Source organism: Maribacter sp. 2-571 (assembly GCF_050589625.1).
In the GTDB taxonomy this organism is placed as follows: Bacteria; Bacteroidota; Bacteroidia; order Flavobacteriales; family Flavobacteriaceae; genus Pelagihabitans.
In genome coordinates this window covers 1-21,606 of sequence record NZ_JBNGOP010000016.1, presented here as the reverse complement: position 1 = coordinate 21,606, position 21,606 = coordinate 1, and the positions used below count along the sequence as shown (strand labels likewise).

Genomic DNA, 21,606 nt, shown 5'->3' with positions numbered 1-21,606 from the left:
CTTCCCGTTATGTCGCCATCTACGTTGTCCGATGCGGTAGCACCCAACTCCGTATAGTCATCCCCTACCGTAAGCTCCTGAGGATTGGCGCCGTTAAGAACAATTACCGGAGGGGTATTGTCCGGGGCGTCTACGCCGGTTACCGTAATAGTTACCGTGGCCGTATCAAAACCTCCGTTCCCATCCGTTATGCTATAAGTAATAGTCGTTTGTTGTGTTTCACCGTTGTTCAATGCGTTAAAATCCCCATTGGTATCAAAGGACATATTGCCCCCCTCATTGATGGTGAAGAGTCCGCCACTACTTCCTCCTACCGCAACCCCCACATTCGCAGAACTATTGGCAATACGGTCAACGGTCAGGTCATCGTTATCCGCATCGGAGTCGTTCGAAAGAAGCGAACGGTTCAAGGTACCGGATTCATTTACGCTAAACGCGTCATTTGTAGCCACAGGCGCAGTGTTCGCAGCGGCATTTACCGTAACGGTCATGGTATCAAAACCTATTGCTCCATCATCGTCAACTACTTCAAATCGAAACGTATAAACTCCTTCTTCCAAATTTGATACCGAGGTTGCGGCATCCGCGGCTATGGTCGTGAAAACACCATTAATCTCTCGCTGCCATTGTACGGAGGCAATTACCCCGTCGTTGTCAGTACCCATACCCAATAAGTCTACCGAATTGATCGGTAAGGTAATTGTCTGGTCTATCCCCGCCTCAGCCGTAGGTGCTTGATTTTCGGGATTCACGGTTACCGTGACCGTATCGGTGCCTACGCCCCCATTATTGTCGGTAACAGTAAGACGGAACACATACACACCTTCTTCCAAGTCGGTAACAGATGACAGGAAGTTGTCCGGAGTTGCAATGGTAGCCGTACCGCCACTATCTTGCGACCATAAATAGGACGAAATAAATCCATCACCATCAGTGGAGGAACGTCCGTCGAGCGTTATTGCATTATCCGGTAAGGTAATCGTTATCGGCTCCCCGGCATCCGCATTTGGATTTTGATTCGCGGGGGGTACCGTTACCGTCGTTGTGCCCTGCGTACCACTTCCATCATTGGCCGTAGCCCTAATATTAACAAATCCTCCGGCAATGGCAGTGACCACACCGTTCGCATCTATAGTGGCGATATTATCGTTTGAAGATGACCAGGTTACCGTCCGGTTATTGGCCTCGCCCGGTTGCACATCGGCAGTCATTTGCTGCGTTTCGCCTATTTCCAAGGTAGTATTCGCTGGCGACACGGTTATCATATCTACCAATATAGTAGGTGGGTTTACCCCAAGGGAAGCATTTCCCTGTACCCCACTTCCGTCCCTTGCCGTAGCCGTAATCGTAACCGTACCCGCTGCCACTGCCGTGGCCAATCCATTCTGGTCAACTGTAGCGACATCGGTATCCGAAGAGGTCCAATCAAGCCCTTGGTCCGTGGCGGTAGTTGGCGTAATCTCGGCTACATATTGTACGGATGCCCCAATATCCAGCATACGGTTGTCAGGGGTCAATACAATTTGTTCCACGGGTATGGAAACGGCACTGACTTCAACCGTAACCGAAGCACTGTCGTCGTTACCGACGTTACCATCGTTTATCGTATAGGTAAATTCCGCGTTACCAACAAAGGTCCCCGACGAAGTAAAACGTATTTGGTTGCCCTCGATGACAGCGGTACCGGCGTTGTTGGGCGTAATGCCACCTATAGCGGTAATTACTAATTCACTTGTAGGGGTATCGGGGTCGTTATCATTGTTCAATACGTCCAAAAGGGTTGCAACCCCTTGTTGGGCGCCTAGTACATCGTTAGCGGCCACAGGAGGACGATTTGCCGCAACGGTAACATTGACCGTCCAATTCTGTTCCGTACCGTTTTCCGCGGTTACCAAATAATCGACAGCGGTATTGAAATCCTGGACTTGTTGTCCAGAAGGCGTTACCGCCGCTCCCATAGAAATGGAAAGTACCGCGGGAGCTACATTAAGGTTGGTACCGTCAGGTACATTTACGGTTACGATATGGGTATCAACATCAATCGACGAACTATTTTGACCGGGGAGTTCAAACGCGGTAATATCATTTTCCACACTTCCCGTAGGGGGAGATACGGTCACATTTATGTTCCATTGCTGTCGTAATCCATTTTCTGCAGTCACCGTATACAAAACAGAGGACGAAAAATCCTGTACGACTGCGGGATTTGGAGCAATGCTTGCCGCTGGGGAGATCAAGAGATTTGCCGGAGCTACATTTAAATCGGTACCGTCGGTCACGTTTACCGTTATGGTATGGTCTGTTGTGTTGATGGAAGTACTGTTCTGTACAGGAAGTGAGAATGCCGTAATATCATTGGCGTTACTTCCAGTAGGGGCCAACACCGTGGTCGTAACCGTCCAAATACGTTCATCTCCATTTTCTGCGGTTACGGTATATACCACCTCCGTACTAAAATCTTGCAGCGCATCGGCCGATGGAGAAATCACGGCCGCATCAGATACGACTAGCTGATCGGGTACCACTTCCAATACCGTTCCATCGGGAACACTGACATCGATCGTTCCGGCATTGTTATCGATGATACTGGCACCCTGCTGACCGGGAATTCGAAACGTAGTAATATCATTTTCAGCACTTTCACCGGAAGGTGAAACCGTCACGTTTACGGTCCAAAGTTGGGAATCCCCGTTGCCCGCAACAACAACATATTCCACCGCGCTGTTAAAGTCTTGTTCTTCCGTACCCGTCGGAGTGCTTGTTGCCCCAGGTGATAGCGAAAAAGTTGCAGGCGAAACATTGAGGGCTGTTCCATCTGCAACATTGACCGTTATGGTATGTGTATCGGCATCCAAGTTGGCACCGTTTTGAACAGGTAAGGAAAAAGCAAGAATATCGGTTCCGTTTTGAAGCGATTCTTCCGTAAATACCAGCGCTATTTCGGTATTTACTTCCGGGTTGGACAACGAACTGACAATAATGGTGACAGTACCTGCCGACAGTGCTGTAACCAGACCGTCCGCGTCGACGGTTGCGACATCTACATTCTCGGAAAACCATCCTACCCTTGGTTCGGAGGCATCATCGGGGGTAACCGTTGCTATTAATTGTCTTACATTGCTTGTTGACGCTGGATCTTCTTCCGCCACACTGATACCGGTAACAGGGATTCCTGCCGCTTCCACAACCCTGATCGTAACTTGGTCCTCGGCATCCGGATTCGAAGCAGCGGTGGCGGTAATTATAGCCGTCCCAATGGCCACAGCGGTGAATACACCCTGCTCGTTTACGCTAACAATATCGGGATCACTTGAGCTCCAAATAATTTCTTGGTCAGTAGCATTTTCCGGATCGTAGGTAACGGGGCAGTCGATCGTTCCCCCCACTTCCATGTCCAATTCATCATGCTCGCCCAAATCGATGGAAATAACCGGAATGGTCTGTACCACTTCAAATTGCAAGGCCGTCTGCAGTTCCTGCCCATTGGCATCAATCAGGTTAAAAACAATTTCGAGCGGTCCCAACGCCTCCGCCACCAAAAGCAATGGGTAGCTTCCCGGTACAATATCCGTAAATGATGTGTTGGGGGCATACCCCTCAGCTTCCGCAGGTGAAACAGCACCACTACCCTCTGAAATTGTGTAGTTGGCCTCGTATGTGGTCGCAAGGTCGGTGGTCGCAGGACCCAACACCAACGTTATCGGCTCCTCTTTCCCCAATTCCAATTGAGCAACGCTACTATCCGCGCTCCAGTTAATGGGAACATCGGTAAGCGTATATGCTATTTCAATTTCTTCAGAGATACCAAAATTATCGGAGCCCGTAATCTTTAAAGTATGAACCCCTTTTTCGGTACCATAAAAAAGCAGCGATGCACTGTAGGGCTCCAGTAAAAAACCTTTTCCACTTTCGAGCCGTTCCCCTTCGGTATTCTCAAAATACCCCGAACCTTCCATCACCTCGTACACCAACCGATACTCATACCCTTCCAACTCCGCCTCTGGGACAATGGTAAAGGTTGTGGCCAAACCCTGGTTTACAAAACCATCCGTTTCCCTTTGCTCCAACAATTCAAACTCTACCTCCGTAAAGACCGTAACACTTTTGGTACATGCCAACAGTATTAACAAGAGTACAAGAAAGTATGAAAAAAAACGGTAAATGGTTTTTACGGTCATTGTCTAACGATACCTATGTTGATTTGGTCCGAGCGACCGTGGCCACCCTTTTTAAGGACCCGAAAGGTAACGAAAGGCCACGAATCACGAAAGTAATCGATAAGGATCCTTTTTACTATTCCGTTTAAATTTCAAAATCAACGACGAACCGCAGCGCACTTGAAAGGAGCTACAAAAAAAATGGAATAAAAGATGTACGGAACAAGACTGAAACACAAAAGTTTTAAGGTAGGCAGATACCTTTTTCCGTATTACAGATTAAAATAGTAACGCAGACCGATACCGGAGTAATTGGTAAAGTTGCCAAAATCACTATTCACGTGATAAAACTGTGAAGTTTTTAATACCAGGGAGATATGCTCACTGATGATGATATCCAAATCTGCAGAAAGTACGCCACCATAAATAAAACTGCTCTCCCCGAGCACCGATACCACATTGGTTATCTCCGAATTACCGCCATTTACCGCTTCGTAACCCGCCAATGCCCCTGCACCTATCGACAGCGCCTGCATTTTTCGGTTTCTGCTATATATCGTTAAAAAAAACGAATAGCTGGCCGTGTAGCTGGAATACGGAATTTGGGTGGTACCCGAAGTATAATTCGTTAATGTGACATTCAATGCGAGTTGCGTGAACGTATTCTCACTTAAATTGGTATTGTAGGCCAATTCCCCACCATACCCATCGCCAAAAATCCCCCCACTTGCAGAAAAAGTGTTGGTATAGCTTTGGGCCGTTCCTAGGGCCCCTATCACAATAACGAGAATTAAGAAAAGCCTGTACTTCAATTTGACGGAAAATTTACGTGTTTATAGTCTAACGGAAGTCTTACCATCCTATTGTCATCAACTTCATCAAGTACAACATGAATTTGCTCCTTACTACTGATCCTAAATTTTTTAAAAACATAAACGAGCTCATTAATGCTCTCGGGATCAATAATTTGCTGTAAATTGAATTTGTAACGTGGAGTTAATATTTTTTGTAGATCGCCTATTCCCGATTCTCTAAAAAAACTTAATCCATTAACGGCATATTCCTTTTTTGAATTGTTCTCTATTTGAAGTACAAAGTAAATATCTTCCCGATCTACTAAAATGTTATTGAGCTTTAGCACAATTTTTTTGTTCTGTCTGAAACTTCTTTTAAAAATGGTTTTTTGTAGATAATTGTTTTCGCAAAACAAGCGATAATATTCTTCTCGGTCAACATCGTACATATCTCCTTCCCCACCTACAGGTTTTGGGATATAGGTATCGTTAGTGTTAGAAGAAGTATCTTCTCCTACCAAGGTATCCCCAAGTACCGGGTCATCCGTGACCGGTCCTTTTTGAACCAATACCGCCGGCGGTTTGTTTACCGTTGGGGCGGTATTGGGTGCAGATGTAGCATCCGTTGTGGTTTCTTTTTCCGGTGTACTTTCCTTTTTCGGTGTTCTTTCATTTTTCGGTGCCTCCGAGTCATTACCCCGGGAGACTACCTTTGTGTTTCCAATAGACTGGTCGGGCTGCAAAACATAATTGAACACTTCAACGTCTTGATCATACTTTAACGCAAAGGAAAAAATAAGACCATCTTGGGTAATCACGGTCAAGTTACTGGTATTACCTTTCCTTCCTTTTAATAGGCCCAAATTGGAATTTGGCTCGTATTCGAATTTAAAGTTTACCGCCGGCGGAATTACCTTTTCCACATTCGAAGGAAAGAAAAGGGTTACCGTTACGTTTTCGTTTGTGGCGATACGTATCGGGGCCTGACCCTGTATCGGTGAAACCGCAAAAAGGAGAAAAGTAATAATCGTATAAAAAACAACGGAAACCAACTTCATTAGTGGAGTATCTTGACTTTCTATGTTAAACGCATACTTTGCATAAACATTATCCATGCCATAGTACAAAAATATCAATCTCATCGAAAGAAACCTCCAATTAATCGGTAAAAGGAAGTTTTTGGAGGATTTAAACTACAATTCACTAAAATCTTGCGTTCCAAAACCGTATCAATACTTTTCCCAGGATAAAATTGTAAACGCTTCGATTAAGGAAGGCGATTGAAGAAGGTATTCGTTTTTCTCCTGGACCCTATAAAGCGATATCAATTTCGTTCGCGTTCCCTTTTCTTACGATAGTATTGGATTAAATGGGTACTGACTACTGCGATGTGGACCGCCAAAAAGAATAATCCAAAGAAAAGCCAAACAAGGGCTTTGCCATGTTCGGAATAGTTCAGTCCCATTACGGTAATGAAGGTTGCATATATAATGAAAACGATGGTATTGATTCGTCCGAACCTCCGGTTAGAACGGTAGGAAAGTGCGATAAGAACAAGCAGAAGGAGAACACTTCCCAAAAGGTACATTTGGTCCTCTGTCATACTCCCTTATTTTACCCACAGCCCCGAACCGGTATCAATTCTAGAGGTTTTTTTCGTTGTTCGCTCAATTTCCTTGTACAGTTCGATCAGCTGGTTGAGCTTAGCGGTATCGTTATTCTCCAGAATTTCAAGGATTCCTTCCAGTTCTTCCGTGAACGTACCGTTTCCATGTTCAAGAATGACGTCGTCGGAATCATCAATGGCATTGGAGTGTATATTGATCACATCTCCTTTGGCATCGTTCCCCGAAAGGATATCTTTAAAATGGCTTACGTTCACGTTTACCGCACCGCTTTCGGGATAGTTTAGGCTATTGGACTGGTGTGGTCCCATGTTAACGGAATACACGATCATATCCTCTACATTATAGGCAAAATCGATGCCTTCGCTCTTCGCCAAAACCGCGACCTCCTTTTTTAAAGATTCCATATAGGCCGCTCCAAAAACGGAACCCCGGCTATGGGTAAAAAATTGCAACTGTTCGGTCACCCTACCGTTATCGTCCCGGTACCCTTTCATTTTTTCCCAAACCGCTAAGGCATCTGATTTTCCCTTGGCAGTACCGGCGTTTTTTCGTGATTTTGACCACATTCCATGATCACCGTCCACATATTTGAAATCCTCATAGCCATATCCCGTTTCACGGGAAATCGTCGCCAATAAGTCATTGTTCCAATACGAATCGTCACCTCGTTCACTATCGTCACTGACTTTGCCATTGATCAATATGGGAAATTCAATGGATAGGCCTTCAAAACCCTTAAAGTCGGAACCAAAATCGGAATCTACACCACCAGCGCTTCTTACACGCTTTGAAACGCTATTGGCCGCATGTACTTGACGAATGGACTTTTTTAGGGAAGCTTGTAATTTTTTTGCAACCTCTTTTTTGGAGAACAACTTGTTACTGTCCTCAGCGTCCTTGATAGAATTTCGCATAGAAGCTTTTGCCCTGCGGAGGCATCGTTTCATATCATGTCGTAATTTTAACTCTTCTATGCTCGCCATATGCTACAAAATTACTGACATTAGAAACTACTGAAGGAATTCTGCCCCATTTTGAAGAAAAGGGACTCCGTTCCGAAAAAAATTAATCGCCCCAACTGTTCTCAAAACTCATGTCCCCGATTTTGACCGATTTGGCGGAAATCACCAATCGCTTTTGCATGGGCACATCATCAATTGCATCGAATTCTTCCTCCAAGCTTACGCAATACGCCTTTGTGAAATCTACACGCTGTAATTGGCTCATGGCATCTCTCTTGAAAAAGATAATGCTACCATCCTTCGTTTGGTCCGGGGAAGCCATCCAATGAAACAGATCGAACTTTCCCTGGGATTCTATGGTCACCATTATTCTGCCGCCCAACGGCTTGCCGGAAGGTTTTCCGGTTCCATCCATCGGTTGTTCAAAATTATAGGTACAATGGAGCACGTTATAGTCGTGCCCATCAACAATGAGTTTTGCTAAAAAAGACATTCGGGTGTATGGGTTTAAATTCTTTAATGGTGCGTCAATCCAGACAAAACGCTACTACGGCAAACTTCTTATGCCTGTTTGTAATCGGTATCCCATTCGGCACCTTCGTCCCCTTTTTGACCATCCATGGATATCAAAAAGTTTTTGGCGGGAAAGTAGGGTTTCAAACGTACGTCCAAGAAAATCCTATCTTTTTGGTTGATGTCCTGCTCGAACCTTCGAATCTCAAAATTTTCGATCAGTTTATCAGGACCGCAGATATCGTCTAAAAACCGTACGATCTGGTTTTGAATTTCTTTTCTCGTCTTCGCATTGAAGTTTTCAAAAGCCCTTCTATTCAAGAAATCCATCAAGACTTTTGTTACATAATCAAAAACACGCACTACGGAATAGGTCTGTAATCCCAAGTTATCGCCGTTGAACAAGGTTTTGGCGGAAAATGCCATTACTTTTCCATATTCGTTGACCATGGGAACAAGCCCCAGGTTCTCCAAATTGGCTATTTCGCTTTTACGAAGTTCAAAACGAACACCATCTACCTCACTTAAACCACCATGCTTTTTACCGGCGGTTACCTGAGACATAAGGGTCTTATATATTTTACCGGCCAATGCTCCCGAAGGTGGCACGTGCACATCGTCGTCCTCTCCTACTTCTTCGTGTTTTCCACGGCCGACCAGCCAGTTACAGGTCATTATGGTGTTGGACAGGTACATATCGCCACTGGCCAAATTCGCGGCCTCGAACATTTCCATTACATCGTCCGGCTCGTCCAAATGGGCAAAGTCGGTAACTAGGGTAACCTTGTTGTCGTGTGCCAATTTGGCCCATTTGTCCACAACCGATTTTGACCCCAAATATCCCGGTAACACCATCAGGGAATAGTTCTCCCTTAAATCCAAACGATCGTATTTGGAAACCAGCTCTTCCCGTACATGGTCAAAGAAACGGGTATTGTCCAAATCGGTCAATTGGTCCATTTCGGCATTGATTACTGAAATGTTCTTCAAGGAGGCCATATCGGTATTCTTGAAGAACAAGGCTACTGAACGATAGGACGTTTCCAATTCCCTAGTCTCGTCCAAGGCGGTCTTTAAGTTCTTTGTAAGTACCTCTTGGGACTGTTTTGCCTTATCATCGGCGGATTGCACCAAATCGATGATATCTTCACCTGATTTTAAGGTATCGGACCACAGTGAAAGTATTTTTAAAAGCGCGTCCCTTTCGGAGCTCTTATTATTTTCGGTGAGAAACATTTTTCTCCTCGCCTTACGGTCCGGATTTAAGTTCTGCACATTGTCAATGGCGGATTCCAACAAATCGAAACCTCCGTACTTGGCAAGATCATCCGACTTGTCCTTAATCTGTTCTATGTAAGGCTTATCACTAAGCTGAGACTCCTTTTGCTTATTTGGCGTATTGGACATATGTATGTTGGAATATAGTTATTTGGTATTTTTAATTTCGGCGATCAATGCATCAATAGTATCCACCAACGATTGCTTGGCACTTTCGTCTTCCAAAGCGGCCTTAAGAATTTTATTGGTTTTTAACTGCTTGATTATTTTTTTGTATTGGTCACTTTCAATTTCAAGTTCTTTCAAGAAAACACTGTTGTTCACTATTCCCTTTTTTCCGAAATCACCTAGGTTCTCAAAACGCAACTCCTCGTTTACGGTACCCCCATCCTTATCTTCGAAAGGTATTTTGATGGTGGGTTCGTAATGTTCAAAAATATCCTCCACGGTATTCAACCCCTCTACTACCTCGGGCTTTACCGGTGCATTGGGCGTTAATTTTCCGGCGATCAAGGTCCTGTTCTGTGGTATTTCGTTCAACGCTTCACTAGCGTCTCCTTTTACCTCGTTACCCCCGATGCCTACGTTATCTATAGCCATAAAATGTAGTTTTAATTTTTAAAATTAATCAAAAAATACAGAAACACAAGTAATGTATTTGTCATTAAACGTAAAAAGGGGACAGAAAGTTGTCCCCTTTTACTACACAATATAAAATTTGTAGGCTATACCCATTCGTTGACGTGCTCTCCGCCACCGCTGCTAAGCTCCTTGGCAGAAATCACAAAACTTTCGGTCAATGGATTTTGACCGCTCGAGTCGAAGTTTTCTTTGTACTTGATAAGGTAACCTTCTTTGAAGTTAACCTCTTTCAAAGTAGCTTCCGTATCTCTTTTTACAAATACGATTGTTCCATCTTTTCTTTCGAAGTTGTTGGTCATCCACTCAAAAAAACCAGTTTCACCGTTAGATTCAACGGTCAAATGGATACGACCACCTCTTGTCACGGAAGACGGGCGACCCGTAGGATCTACTTCCTGATTCAAATCGTAAGAACAATGCAAGATTGTAAATTCCTTTCCTGCTACTTTTAATTTTGCTTTAAAAGACATAATAAATTGTTTTTGTGGTAAATAATACCTGATTAAATATATATAACGTCACAAACGGACAGGTCAAAATTAACAAAGTAGGTGCTTCTTCCCAAATTTTTTCGACAAAACGCTTTTTTTCTTACTTTTTAGGTCAGTATAACGACATTTTTTTGGAAGATAAGCGCATATGCCGGCCCTCCTTCCCGGGATTGCAGTATAAATGTGTAGGTGGTGCCCGTAAAAAACCTAGGAGACAAATAGTACAGTTATGAATACAAATAGCACCCTTCAGGGCGGCCTTTGTAGTTCAGGACTGCGTTAACCGACTTTCATATTAAAATCTATCGGTTATAAGAATATCGCGATATGTTTAGTTGCATGTATACGGTGATCAAAACGTTTTCCAAAACAGTCCTTTTTTGGTACGCATGTTAATGGTCATACTTTTTACGCAACCGGTAGTTTGGTCTTTTACCATTTTTATCTGTTTCACCTCAAGTTTGTTAACATCGCGTATTTCTTTAAAGAATTGGCTTACGGTAAATCGTTTTCCCGTGCTACTGAATACCGGTATATTACTGTAGCAAAAATAATTTCGTATGGCCACGTCATCTACATTCCTTCCCGAATAACCGATCAGCAACTGCTGCATCTCGTCGGAACTTATGGTAATGCGCGCCGCACGTTCCGCGGCCTGGGCCTCGGCCACCTGCTCTTCTTCCTCTACCTGGACCGCGGGCTTATCGTCAATTTGCTGTAGTACATTTTCAATATGGTCCACCCTACTTATCGGATTGCGTTCCCGCCGTTGTCGCAACTCCGGTAAAACCGTAATTCGCTGTTTGGCTTCGTGCCTGCGGTCACCGTTTACTACCAACAGAATGGTTTTTTCCCCTGGTGTCTTGTAGCTGTATTTCTCCTTACGCCCGTCACCATCAATGGCCATGGTTTCCCCAAAACTCCATTGCCACGAGTTTGCAAAGCTCGAGTTATTTTCAAAAACCACCTCTTGTCCCACGCGAACGTATTCCGGCAAAACGATATTGGGAATCAGCTCGGGGTCGACCAATTTTTTTCGTTTTGATATTACGATTTTTTTGGAGCTTACGCATTGTCCGTTCATTTTCAAGGCCACTTCATAGGTCCCTTCCTTCTTAAACTGATGCACCACATCCGAACGATAGGCTTTGGCGTCACTATCCCCAAAATCCCACTCCCAATCCACTCCGGAGGCATCCATACTTTTAAATTCGATCAAATCTTCAGTGGTGTACGAATTCGTAATTACATCGAAGCCCACATTGGTACAATCGACCTTACTGTTTACCCGAAAGGCAAAAAGACCAAAACCACATATCAGTAATACTAAAAAAGTAAGAAATACGTTTAGGTCAAAGTGGGTTTTAATACTTTTATTGTTCATAATTAATCCCTAATTTTCGAGGCTTAAAATTGCCATTTAAAAGTACAATACTTTTCATGAAATTAAAACTGTTGTTTCTCCCAGTTATTGTGTTGCTTACCTCATGTGCCAAAAAAACATTGGGAGGTAACGATTATGCCTATTACAAACAGCAAATCGAAAAATCGAAAAGGCTGGAAAACGAGAAAAAAGCGGCGAAAGTAACGCCTATCGAACCAAAGGCCCAAGTAAAAAAAACCAGCTATCTCACCCCTGAAGAAAGGCAAAAATTTGCCGGTCTGTTGGAGGTGGAAGATACCGCCATTGAGAACGAAAAATTATACGCGGCCATAAACAACTGGCTGGGAACACCCTATTATTGGGGTGGCACTACCCGAAACGGGGTCGACTGTTCCTCCTACGTGCAACAAATCTATAGAAAGGTATACGGGAAGGATATTCCCAGAACATCCATAGAACAGTTTTACATGGATACCAAGGCCCACTTTAAAAATCAAAAGTACCTAAAGGAGGGGGATCTGGTATTCTTTCGATTAAGACATAAGGATAAGGTAGTGTCCCATGTGGGCATTTACCTTCAAAACGGAAAATTTACCGGATCCAATTCGCCACGTGGGGTAGAAATCGCAAATTTGGACGATGCCTATTGGCAAGATAAATACGTGGCCTGTGCTCGATTCATCACAAAAAACAACTAATGGCGCAGGCTGAAAGACATAACATCCGTGAAGAAGTGTTCCATTTGGATTTTGATTTAAAGGCGGAGACCTTTATTTCTTATTTGGAAGAGGAAACCGATTTGGACATTGCCCTCGATGATTTTTTCAAAAGACGTTTTGGAAACGACATAACGGAAATAAAGGGCACTATCGACGACAAAGATCCGCTAAAAGTGGTTTTGAGCAGACGCGGTTTTTACAATATTTTTCCGGAACGTTTTTTTCACACTACCTATAGTAGCACCTCTTTTGTACCTACAATGGTGGCGGATTATCAAAATAGGTTGTTGGAGGAGGAACGTGCACGAAAGTTTTTCAAACCATTGGAATCGGAGTTCTTCTTACAAAAAGTAGCCATAGAAAAATCTGAAGATGAAACGTTTAAATCATTGGGCAGCCCCGAACTGGTCTCCTTTTTGATCGATTTGTGGCAGTTGGATGCATCCATTCCAAAACGAATGGCGGCAAAGATTTTAAAAACGATGCCCTTTATGTATAAGATAGCGGGAAATTTGCCGTTGTTAAAAACGATATTGGAGCATATCGTTGAAGAACGCATCGCCATTACATCCGATTTTTCCGCATTGGGCGAACCCAACGACATAGAACCGATGCGGCTTGGGGTAAATATGGCGACTTCCGGTCCGCCAAAAACGTTTTTACCAAAATATCTATTTACGTTAGTAGATATCAAACATCCCGACCATATAGAGGCGTATTTGCCCAACGGGACCATAATATCGGCGGTCCGCTTTTTTTTAAAACATACATTGCCCTTTGAATGCGATTTTGAAATTGATTTTACCGTTGCCAAAAGCAAAAGAAAATTTATAATGGACGATGCCGTTTATTCAGGAAGGCTCGGCCTGTCAGCAACAATTTAGGACCATATGATCAAAACTTACTTGAAAAGATTAATCAGCTTTGAGGCGCTTATGCCTTTTATAATCATCATGGTCGTGGTCATAATGTGTTTACGGCTAATTTCTTCAAAAACACCCGGTTTTAAACCTAGGCGAAAGAAATTTTATCTCTATCTGTTAGCGATTTTGGTCATCATGGGTATTTTGATCGCCATCGTGTATAACCTAAAACAGACCACCCTATTGTTACGCTATTTTTCTATGCTGGGCTTTGCGGGCGTGCTCGGCGCCATTCATGTTTTTGTATACCGACAGACCTTTGAAAAATTTGAATCGGAAAACAACCTCAAGGAAGTTGCCATTGCGGCCATTTCGGGGTTTGTGTTAGTAGTACCGGTAATCCTGATCGCCAGTTACTTTAATGACATGGCGTACCTCCCCTACTATTTTCTTATCGTAGCGGCATTTGCCCTCCCATCATGCTTTTTCGCCCTGTACAAGTACGCCATTTCCATCCCGGTAAAATTATACTCCAAATGGTACTATCCCTTGGGCAAAAAATACGAAACGCCCAAACACCACGAGCTCAATAACATGATCGTGCTCAACTTCATGTTCCATAAAAAATCAAATTCCGACGAAATCACCAGCTTTAAGGCAAAAGCCCCAAAAGATATGGGATTTGGTAGGTTGTTCTTTTTTTTCATCAACGATTACAACGATAAAAAAACCAGCACTAAGATCGAAATGACCGATAATTCGGGGGATCCCCATGGTTGGTACTTTTACAGCAAGCCAAAATGGTACGGCGCATCAAAACATATAGATTCCGAACGTACCGTGGAGCAAAATAACTTAAATGACGGCGATATAGTAGTTTGCCAAAGAATATAAGCCAATTAGCATGATAGAAGACACTAAAAAATTCAAAATAAACTGGGTCGATGGCATGAAAATTTCGAAAGAACATTTTCAAAGCCTTCAGGACTTTGCCGAAAACAGCGTTAAAAATGCCATCGCGTTCCGAAACGGAAAGCATGGACACGGCTTGTTACCTTCCCCAATGGGCGACGGGAACGATTTGAGCATTACCCTGGACATCCATAAAGGGCTGAAAGTGGCCATTAAAACGTTACGGGCATTGACCCCTAACGGCCATCATGTCGAAATAACCGCTGGCACGCCGCCGGTAAAGGCCGAAATGGTGGTAGAAGAGTTGGATGCGGCCAAAACCGAGGCCGGTTTTGTAATACTCAATCTGGATCTGGAAAATCCGGTCGCATTTGGGGAGCAGGATGCCAAGGAAATTCCACCGCGGTTCCCTTTCCTTACCAACGGATACTTTTTCACCTTTATCGGTTCGTCGGAACTGGAAAAATCCGGTCTTGCCGGAAACCAAATTCCCATTGGAAAAATAGTAAAGGATGGAAAAGCGCTTACGGTGGCGGCCGAATATGTTCCTCCTTGCGTTACTATCGGCTCGCACGAAACCTTGGTGGATTTTTACAACGAAGCGGAGAACTTTTTGAAGATGACGGAAAGGAATGCCATCCTTATCGTTCAAAAAATAATGTCGAAACAAAGCGACAATCCCATAGCGGACGCTATGAAGTTGGTAGTGGACACTATATACAGTTATCTGGCACAACAGATTACCAAGGTGAAATGGGAAGAACATGACATGCACCCCAAAGCGCTCTTGGAGATTATTGTAAGTTTTGGACGAATTTTCAAGGGATCGGTCGACGTTTCCTCTCCTGAAAACAAGGAACAGCTTTTCAATTATTTTGGAGAATGGACCGATTTAAAGGGTGGTGATTACGAGAAAATTTTCACGGATATCATCAATATGGACTACCACCATAACGACCTTTATCAAACCCTTTCAAAAGCATCTGAATTCATGAAAGGTATCGATAAATTGTTGACCGTGCTTACCCAAATAGACTATATCGGTAAACGAAGGGATATGGGTATTTTCGTAAACGAGAATATCGTAAAAGAAAAATCGGGAAAATCCGGAGGCAGCCCTTCTTTCCTAGCTGAATAAAACACGAACTATGGAAGTACTGAACAAAAAAGAACGCACTTCATCCTTTCTGCTTTTCCTATTGATGTTCGTCATCACTGTAGGCCTGCTGTTTACGGCTTTTTTCTATAGCTATAAACTGCCTTGGAAGGAAAACGAGGTATTGCGCGCCGAAAATCAGAAAATCAGATATGAATTTTTATATCAAAAACAGTTTATGAAGTCTCTGGAATCGGTAGACAAACAAATCGATTCGTTGGACAAGACCCGTGAAGGCTACTTCTTTTTGGAACAATCGATCAATGCCGATCTGATCGACCTTAAGAGCGATATTCCAAAAGATTCTCTGGAAGACCGCAGTATGTACGAAAACTTGATCTTGACCTACAAAAAATTGGTCGATGCCAAGAGGGACCTCAAACAGGTTGAGAACGCCCGAGAAGAAATTAAGGACCTGAACGATCAGATCGCCGAATACGAAAAAGAAATCAATAAACTAAGTACGGCCTTGGACCTTTCGCAACGGCTTAATAGAAATTAGCATACCACATGAACAGCGAATTAGAAAAAGCCATACATATCGCTACACAGATAGCGGAAGAATACCATCATGAGGATTTTGGTCCGCCACACCTGATCAAGGCTTCATTGAATCGGGATCTTTCCCTCTTACGCTTTCTGCACACCAAGGGAACCGATGTATACTTTATAGAAGAGTGGGCGGATGTACTTTTGGACGCCCATCCTAAAAAAAAGGGAAGAAAAAACGAGATAAAGGCAAATTTAGAGGCCAAAACCGTTTTTGTAGAAGCAGAAGACCTTCAAAAAAAACTGAACAAAGAGGAAGTCGATCTCATTTGTATTTTCATCGCCGCGATTACACCAGGTGTCGGCCTAAGCCATGACCAATTAAAGGCGTTGCCGGTAACCGGTGCCCAATTGTTGGACAGTTTATTGAAAAATCGTGAAGTTTCCGCAGGCGACACTTCTACTACCACTACATCCGAGGGTACGGCTTCGGACGGCGGCGGCGATATTTTAAGAAAATATACCACAGATCTTGGAAAAAAGGCCAAGATGAACGATTACGATTATATTGTCAATAGAGATCGTGAACTCAAAAAATTGGCGGAAATCCTATGCCGGAAATCAAAGCCGAACGTTATTATCCAGGGAGAATCCGGTGTTGGAAAAACGGTACTGGTACAAAATTTGGCCCGTGAAATCTATACCGGTAAAATTGTGGACACTTTACAAAAGGCCACCCTATTAGAGGTAGACACTGCCATGCTATTGTCCGGTGCTTCCTATAAGGGAGAGGTGGAAGATCGGCTTCAGTCGATTTTTAACGAGGCCAAAACACTGGCAAAGCCAATTTTGTTCATCGACGACTTTCATGTGTTGTTGCAGGACGCTTCGGCAAGTCAGGGAATCTTGAACGTCATTAAATCCGAACTCAACAAAGGAGAAGTGTTGCTGCTCGGTGCCACTACCGCGGACAACTATAGAAAATACATCACCAACGACGACACGCTAAACCGTCGTTTTGAGGCGGTGGCCCTCGAGGAACCGGACAACGAAACCGCATTTCATATTTTACAAAGCGTCGCAAAACGGTATAGCGACCATCATCAGTTAAAAATATCAGAAGAAAGTTTGCGTGCCGCTATCGGCCTATCCAAGCGCTACTTGAAAGAAAAGAGCCTTCCCGACTCAGCCTTGGACCTCATTGATCGTACCATGGCCGCCGCAAATGTTTCCGCACAGTCCTTACCGACCGACATTGCGGATCTTAGAAACGAAATGCTCCAGATCGCCCAAACGTCAAAAGAACGTACGGAAGCCGAAAACATACAAAAAATCGATTGGGTATATAGCACCATACGAAATCGGCTCAGCCCTATCGTACTGAGTACCTTGGATACCGAAGATGCCTTTCGTTTTCCCAGTTACGATAAAAAACAACAGTATTTGGAGACCTTGCTCTCCGGGGTAGAAAAGCAGGCCGAAACCGTTCGCGACGAGGTAAACGAAACGGACTTGGCGGCAATGGTTTCCAGCATTACCGGCATTCCGGCAGGTAAAGTACAGACCCAAGAGCGGGAACGCTTGTTGGAAATGGAAGACACCTTAAAAAAGCGAGTAATCGGTCAGGACAACGCGATACAGACCGTATCGGAAGCCATTATAGAATCGCGCTCGGGGCTATCCAAAGCGGGACAGCCGATAGGTTCTTTCTTTTTTTCGGGCCCTACCGGAACGGGAAAGACCGAATTGGCAAAATCCTTGGCAGAATTCCTTTTCAACGATGAAACGGCCATTATCCGTTTCGACATGTCGGAATTTAAGGAAGAACATTCCGCAGCCTTGTTGTATGGAGCACCTCCGGGATATGTAGGCTATGAGGAAGGCGGGGTATTGGTCAACAAAATAAGGCAAAAACCGTATGCCATCGTATTGTTCGACGAAATTGAAAAAGCCCATCAATCCGTTTTCGATGTGTTCCTTCAAATTTTGGACGAAGGGAAACTGAACGACCGTTTGGGCAAGGTTGGGGATTTCTCCAATGCCGTAATCCTATTTACCTCCAATATCGGTTCCGATTTCATCAGTAAATCGTTCCAAGGAGGGACCGTTCCACAATCGGACGAACTAATGACCATCATGGCCAATTATTTTAGGCCGGAATTTCTTGGGCGTATTACCGAAATTGTGCCCTTTGCCCCAATTTCGGAAGAAAATGCACCCTTTATATTCGACCTGCACCTGAAGAAGGAACTGTTGGCGTTGATGGAGCGTATGGGCATCACCTTGGACATTGACAAAAAAACCAAGAAACACCTTTCATTGGACGGCTTCTCCCCTACCTATGGGGTACGCCCGTTAAAGGCCGTAATACGCAACAAATTAAAAAGACCGTTGTCCAAAATGATCATTTCAGGAGCGATTAAAGCGCCCCAAACGGTAAAAGTGGCAATGAAAGATGACAAACTCGCTTTTACGGTAGTAAAAAAGAGTTAAAACCCTAGCTAGGTACCGATCGGCACTGGGTGCAACAGTAAAACGATTACGAAAGATGGCAAAACCGTATTATCAGGCTCCTTTTGATTTCAAGCGTTTCTTTGAAAAGAAAGAGCTCAAGAAATTGTCGATGCGCGATTCCATTTCTCAATTCATTAGTGTTATCATCACCACCTATTTTGAGGAATATACCTATGATGAAGGCTTTGGAAGTGAAATATGGGAAACGGATTTTGACCTGCTCATTAATGCCAACGTGTTAAAGGAACAAATCAAAAAATCGTTGGCGGGGCAAATTCGAACCTATGAAAAAAGGCTCTCCGATATTGACCTTAATGTAGAACTGATGGAGAGTTTATCCGAAAATTCGGATAAGGTACGGCTCAAAAAGTTTTTGAACATCACCATTAGAGGAACCATCATCAAAACCGATGAACCCTTTCTCTTTAGAGGTGATTATTATTTGGCACCTTTATCCTATCGTTAACAATAGCACCGGTAAAAGCGTACCATCAATAGAAGATAATTATGAAAAGCCTTAGTAAAGAGGAAATCAAGGACCGTTTGGTCCGAAGGGCGGCCGATACTTGGGGCGTCGACGAAATGGAAATCGAATATTCGTTCGACCCCATTGTCGGGATGCTTTTTGATGCCTGCGCCCATGAATTCGAACGTATTTCGGACAACCTAAAAACGAGCCGCACAAAAATTACGGAGCGCCTTGTAGACTTGCTTACACCAGAGGTTTCGGTCACGGCAAAACCGGCACATGCCATTATGCATGCGTTGCCATTGGATACCAAGGTCGATATCAACGAGCATAGCCAATTTTACCATCGCAAGCGTATGCCCTTGTTCAGGGATAACGGTAAGGATGATTTCAAAGACTTTTTTTTCTGCCCCGCCGGAGATTTTACGTTGAACAATTGTACCTTAAAATATATCGCCTATCCCGATAAAATTGTTTCGTACCAAAACAATAGGAACAGTACGTACCTTACGAAATCAGATTTTACCGGATCTCCGGAGGCTTCCTGTGTTTATTTGGGTATTGCCCCAGAAGAAGGCGTGAGTACCTTGGACAACCTGATCTGTTACTTTGACCTCCTTAATTTTGCGAACAAGGAATTACTGGTACATCATTTGGGTATTGCCGAATGGTCGTTGAACGGAAGCCCCTTAACAGTATCCAAAGGATATCGTAAAAACGAGCCTTTTCAAGACGATTATAGCGTGTATATCAATGAAAGTATTCAAACGAAAATACAGTTTTACGAAGCTTATGTTCGACAGTATTACGAAGACCATTTTTATACCATAAACCAATCGGTCGCGGTAGCTGATAACCGTAACCCCTTCCCACCCATTTTCAATGAGTTTTTGTCCGAAAAACAGTTGGAAGATTTTAAGGAACCGTTATTGTGGATAAAAATTTCCTTTTCCAGCGTGGTGTCCACACCAATGCTGGAAAACCTGCATTGCCACATCAACTGTTTTCCTGTTCTGAACAAAAAAAAGCGTTCGGTGAACAAACGGTTGCAACCCTATTTCAATATTATTCCGTTGATGGGGGAAAGCGACTATTTTTTGGACATTCAAAAAATTACTGGTGATAATGGAAATCGCTATTTCGTAAAAAACCGAACGGAAAAAGATACCGGTGAACCGCAAGCATACCTACGCTACGGTGGAGTAAGCCGTTTTGACGAAAGGGACGCCTCCGAACTATTGAACTATACCCTAGATCTTTTAAAGGAAGACGGTGTTGCCTTTTCAGCAATGGACGACGACTTTATAAACTCGAACTTAAAGGAAATGAAACAGATCGTTTCCCGAATCGAGCAACAGATAGAACTCCGCAATTTTAAAAAGAACAAGATTCCGTATTTGATCGTGAACCGCAATAGTGTCGCCAAAAACAAGGACAAAATTATTTATACCGATTATTGGACGACCACGGGCGATATGGCGAACAAAATAAATCCGTACAGCAAACTTTTTCAATATGAGGGTACCGCATTTCAGCCCGCTAGCCTGCTACTGGTCACCGGAACACTTGGCGGTCAGGACGAACCAAATCCGAGTGAAAAAATTTATGCCTATCGCGAACATATCTTGTCCCGAGGGCGTATCATTACCCGACAAGATATTGAGCAACACTGTTTTGCGGTTTTCAAGGATAGTATTGTTTCGGTAGCGGTACGCAGAGGTGTTATGGTTTCCCAGGACCAGGCTATCGGATACACACCTACTACGGATGTACATTTGGTGAAAAACGAGGATTCCGACTATGGGGAAGCCGACTGGGACCATTTGAAACAAGAATTGCTGGTCGGATTAAAGTCGCGTTCGGCCAATATTTTACCGTTTCGCGTTTTTTACGAAGAAACAATTTGATTATCAATTGTTTAAAAAGCTTGCATAAACGTGTCATAGAACGAAAAACCGTTGTTTTTTTTGTGAAACCTGATGGGAATCGCTAATTTAAATTAAAAATTACCTTACATGTCAAAAATCATAAAGATCACCTTGATCGTCGGCGGGGAGACCTTCCTTCCCAAATCGGGCTATAGCATCACCATAGAACAGTCCGTGGGCGGGCACAGCGCCTTCCGCATCGCCTTTCCCGCGAACGCCACCGAAGGCTATGCCGGGCCGTTGATGGACAATGCCCTGGGCTTCGTGGGGAAAAAGGCCTCCATAGGGCTCAACGACAATGAAATGGAATACAGCGGTATCGTCACCTCGGTGGACCTGCAAAAGGGCATCGGGGCATCGGGCACCATCGTATGCTCGGGCTATGGGCCGGGGGTACTGCTCGCGCATTCCTCCCAATGCGCCAGTTATGACGAGGGCACCTCCCTGTCGCAGGTGGCCAACGACACCCTGGACGGACATGTGGGCGAACATATGGGGAGCGCCATGGGCAAGGGTACCGATGTAAGGCTGCCCTATACCGTACAATACAACGAGAGCGACCTCTCCTTTTTACAGCGGCTCTGCAGCCGCTACGGGGTATGGCTCTACCACAACGGAAACGAACTGTGTATCGGCCGTAGCGGCGACCGCCGCTTGCAGGGCACCGTGGGGGTCGACGTGCTCTCCTTCAACCTGGGCACCTCCCT

At 44.1% G+C, this 21,606-nt stretch carries 20 protein-coding genes; 10 read left to right on the top strand and 10 right to left on the bottom strand.

Annotated elements, in window-relative coordinates:
- Positions 1-4,118, bottom strand: a 4,118-nt coding sequence (locus ACRD7P_RS12550) for an Ig-like domain-containing protein (protein ID WP_430907970.1), incomplete at its 3' end; no start/stop codon positions are given.
- 26 nt (positions 4,119-4,144) lie between these two features.
- Between ACRD7P_RS12550 and ACRD7P_RS12545 the strand changes: the two genes are divergently transcribed.
- Positions 4,145-4,306 (top strand): hypothetical protein, encoded by a 162-nt coding sequence (locus ACRD7P_RS12545; RefSeq protein ID WP_430907968.1) that lies wholly within the window; start codon positions 4,145-4,147, stop codon positions 4,304-4,306.
- A 123-nt stretch (positions 4,307-4,429) separates the two neighbouring features.
- Here the strand turns inward: ACRD7P_RS12545 and ACRD7P_RS12540 are convergent, their stop codons facing one another.
- The 9 genes from ACRD7P_RS12540 to ACRD7P_RS12500 form a co-directional block, all read right to left on the bottom strand.
- A complete protein-coding gene (locus ACRD7P_RS12540) occupies positions 4,430-4,969 on the bottom strand; it encodes a conjugal transfer protein TraO (protein ID WP_430907967.1) in 540 nt (179 codons plus the stop codon).
- Positions 4,966-6,093, bottom strand: coding sequence for a hypothetical protein (locus ACRD7P_RS12535; RefSeq protein ID WP_430907966.1), 1,128 nt, complete (start codon positions 6,091-6,093; stop codon positions 4,966-4,968). The genes ACRD7P_RS12540 and ACRD7P_RS12535 overlap by 4 nt, the downstream gene beginning before the upstream one ends.
- Positions 6,094-6,275: 182 nt before the next feature.
- Complete coding sequence (locus tag ACRD7P_RS12530; protein WP_430907965.1) at positions 6,276-6,554, bottom strand: hypothetical protein; 279 nt, start codon at positions 6,552-6,554, stop codon at positions 6,276-6,278.
- A gap of 6 nt (positions 6,555-6,560) precedes the next feature.
- A complete protein-coding gene (locus ACRD7P_RS12525; protein ID WP_430907964.1) occupies positions 6,561-7,493 on the bottom strand; it encodes a hypothetical protein in 933 nt (310 codons plus the stop codon).
- 151 nt (positions 7,494-7,644) lie between these two features.
- Positions 7,645-8,034 (bottom strand): type VI secretion system tube protein TssD, encoded by a 390-nt coding sequence (tssD, locus tag ACRD7P_RS12520; RefSeq protein WP_430907963.1) that lies wholly within the window; start codon positions 8,032-8,034, stop codon positions 7,645-7,647.
- A gap of 68 nt (positions 8,035-8,102) precedes the next feature.
- On the bottom strand, positions 8,103-9,461 hold the full coding sequence (locus ACRD7P_RS12515; RefSeq protein WP_430907962.1) for a DUF5458 family protein: 1,359 nt from the start codon (positions 9,459-9,461) through the stop codon (positions 8,103-8,105).
- Between the two features lie 18 nt (positions 9,462-9,479).
- Positions 9,480-9,932 carry a hypothetical protein gene (locus tag ACRD7P_RS12510; protein ID WP_430907960.1) on the bottom strand — a complete coding sequence of 151 codons (453 nt, stop codon included), beginning with the start codon at positions 9,930-9,932 and terminating at the stop codon, positions 9,480-9,482.
- 125 nt (positions 9,933-10,057) lie between these two features.
- Positions 10,058-10,444, bottom strand: a complete 387-nt coding sequence (gene tssD / locus ACRD7P_RS12505; protein WP_430907959.1) for a type VI secretion system tube protein TssD — start codon at positions 10,442-10,444, stop codon at positions 10,058-10,060.
- A gap of 373 nt (positions 10,445-10,817) precedes the next feature.
- Positions 10,818-11,849, bottom strand: coding sequence for a PKD domain-containing protein (locus tag ACRD7P_RS12500; protein ID WP_430907958.1), 1,032 nt, complete (start codon positions 11,847-11,849; stop codon positions 10,818-10,820).
- 56 nt (positions 11,850-11,905) lie between these two features.
- On the opposite strand from ACRD7P_RS12500, the gene ACRD7P_RS12495 reads away from it, so the two are divergent.
- The 9 genes from ACRD7P_RS12495 to ACRD7P_RS12455 form a co-directional block, all read left to right on the top strand.
- Positions 11,906-12,547: a C40 family peptidase gene (locus ACRD7P_RS12495; RefSeq protein ID WP_430907957.1), complete on the top strand. Its 642-nt coding sequence runs from the start codon at positions 11,906-11,908 to the stop codon at positions 12,545-12,547.
- Positions 12,547-13,452, top strand: a complete 906-nt coding sequence (locus ACRD7P_RS12490; RefSeq protein ID WP_430907956.1) for a hypothetical protein — start codon at positions 12,547-12,549, stop codon at positions 13,450-13,452. The genes ACRD7P_RS12495 and ACRD7P_RS12490 overlap by 1 nt, the downstream gene beginning before the upstream one ends.
- Before the next feature lie 21 nt (positions 13,453-13,473).
- A complete protein-coding gene (locus ACRD7P_RS12485) occupies positions 13,474-14,325 on the top strand; it encodes a TssN family type VI secretion system protein (protein WP_430907955.1) in 852 nt (283 codons plus the stop codon).
- A gap of 55 nt (positions 14,326-14,380) precedes the next feature.
- Positions 14,381-15,481 carry a hypothetical protein gene (locus ACRD7P_RS12480; RefSeq protein WP_430907954.1) on the top strand — a complete coding sequence of 367 codons (1,101 nt, stop codon included), beginning with the start codon at positions 14,381-14,383 and terminating at the stop codon, positions 15,479-15,481.
- Positions 15,482-15,491: 10 nt separating this feature from the next.
- Positions 15,492-16,001, top strand: coding sequence for a type VI secretion system transmembrane protein TssO (locus ACRD7P_RS12475; RefSeq protein ID WP_430907953.1), 510 nt, complete (start codon positions 15,492-15,494; stop codon positions 15,999-16,001).
- Between the two features lie 8 nt (positions 16,002-16,009).
- Positions 16,010-18,481 carry an AAA family ATPase gene (locus ACRD7P_RS12470; protein WP_430907952.1) on the top strand — a complete coding sequence of 824 codons (2,472 nt, stop codon included), beginning with the start codon at positions 16,010-16,012 and terminating at the stop codon, positions 18,479-18,481.
- A gap of 55 nt (positions 18,482-18,536) precedes the next feature.
- Entirely contained in the window at positions 18,537-18,968 is a 432-nt protein-coding gene (locus ACRD7P_RS12465) for a GPW/gp25 family protein (protein ID WP_430907951.1), read from the top strand.
- Between the two features lie 41 nt (positions 18,969-19,009).
- Positions 19,010-20,878 (top strand): hypothetical protein, encoded by a 1,869-nt coding sequence (locus tag ACRD7P_RS12460; protein WP_430907950.1) that lies wholly within the window; start codon positions 19,010-19,012, stop codon positions 20,876-20,878.
- Positions 20,879-21,142: 264 nt separating this feature from the next.
- The coding region (locus ACRD7P_RS12455) for a contractile injection system protein, VgrG/Pvc8 family (protein WP_430907949.1) at positions 21,143-21,606 on the top strand (464 nt) is incomplete at its 3' end.

Bases quoted from the DNA above. Each gene is read 5' to 3' on its own strand.
- ACRD7P_RS12545 (WP_430907968.1), top strand. From the start codon at position 4,145: ATGAAAAAAAACGGTAAATGGTTTTTACGGTCATTGTCTAACGATACC.
- ACRD7P_RS12535 (WP_430907966.1), bottom strand. From the start codon at position 6,093: ATGAGATTGATATTTTTGTACTATGGCATGGATAATGTTTATGCAAAG.
- ACRD7P_RS12530 (WP_430907965.1), bottom strand. From the start codon at position 6,554: ATGACAGAGGACCAAATGTACCTTTTGGGAAGTGTTCTCCTTCTGCTT.
- ACRD7P_RS12525 (WP_430907964.1), bottom strand. From the start codon at position 7,493: ATGCGAAATTCTATCAAGGACGCTGAGGACAGTAACAAGTTGTTCTCC.
- tssD (WP_430907963.1), bottom strand. From the start codon at position 8,034: ATGTCTTTTTTAGCAAAACTCATTGTTGATGGGCACGACTATAACGTG.
- ACRD7P_RS12515 (WP_430907962.1), bottom strand. From the start codon at position 9,461: ATGTCCAATACGCCAAATAAGCAAAAGGAGTCTCAGCTTAGTGATAAG.
- ACRD7P_RS12510 (WP_430907960.1), bottom strand. From the start codon at position 9,932: ATGGCTATAGATAACGTAGGCATCGGGGGTAACGAGGTAAAAGGAGAC.
- tssD (WP_430907959.1), bottom strand. From the start codon at position 10,444: ATGTCTTTTAAAGCAAAATTAAAAGTAGCAGGAAAGGAATTTACAATC.
- ACRD7P_RS12500 (WP_430907958.1), bottom strand. From the start codon at position 11,849: ATGAACAATAAAAGTATTAAAACCCACTTTGACCTAAACGTATTTCTT.
- ACRD7P_RS12495 (WP_430907957.1), top strand. From the start codon at position 11,906: ATGAAATTAAAACTGTTGTTTCTCCCAGTTATTGTGTTGCTTACCTCA.
- ACRD7P_RS12490 (WP_430907956.1), top strand. From the start codon at position 12,547: ATGGCGCAGGCTGAAAGACATAACATCCGTGAAGAAGTGTTCCATTTG.
- ACRD7P_RS12480 (WP_430907954.1), top strand. From the start codon at position 14,381: ATGAAAATTTCGAAAGAACATTTTCAAAGCCTTCAGGACTTTGCCGAA.
- ACRD7P_RS12475 (WP_430907953.1), top strand. From the start codon at position 15,492: ATGGAAGTACTGAACAAAAAAGAACGCACTTCATCCTTTCTGCTTTTC.
- ACRD7P_RS12470 (WP_430907952.1), top strand. From the start codon at position 16,010: ATGAACAGCGAATTAGAAAAAGCCATACATATCGCTACACAGATAGCG.
- ACRD7P_RS12465 (WP_430907951.1), top strand. From the start codon at position 18,537: ATGGCAAAACCGTATTATCAGGCTCCTTTTGATTTCAAGCGTTTCTTT.
- ACRD7P_RS12460 (WP_430907950.1), top strand. From the start codon at position 19,010: ATGAAAAGCCTTAGTAAAGAGGAAATCAAGGACCGTTTGGTCCGAAGG.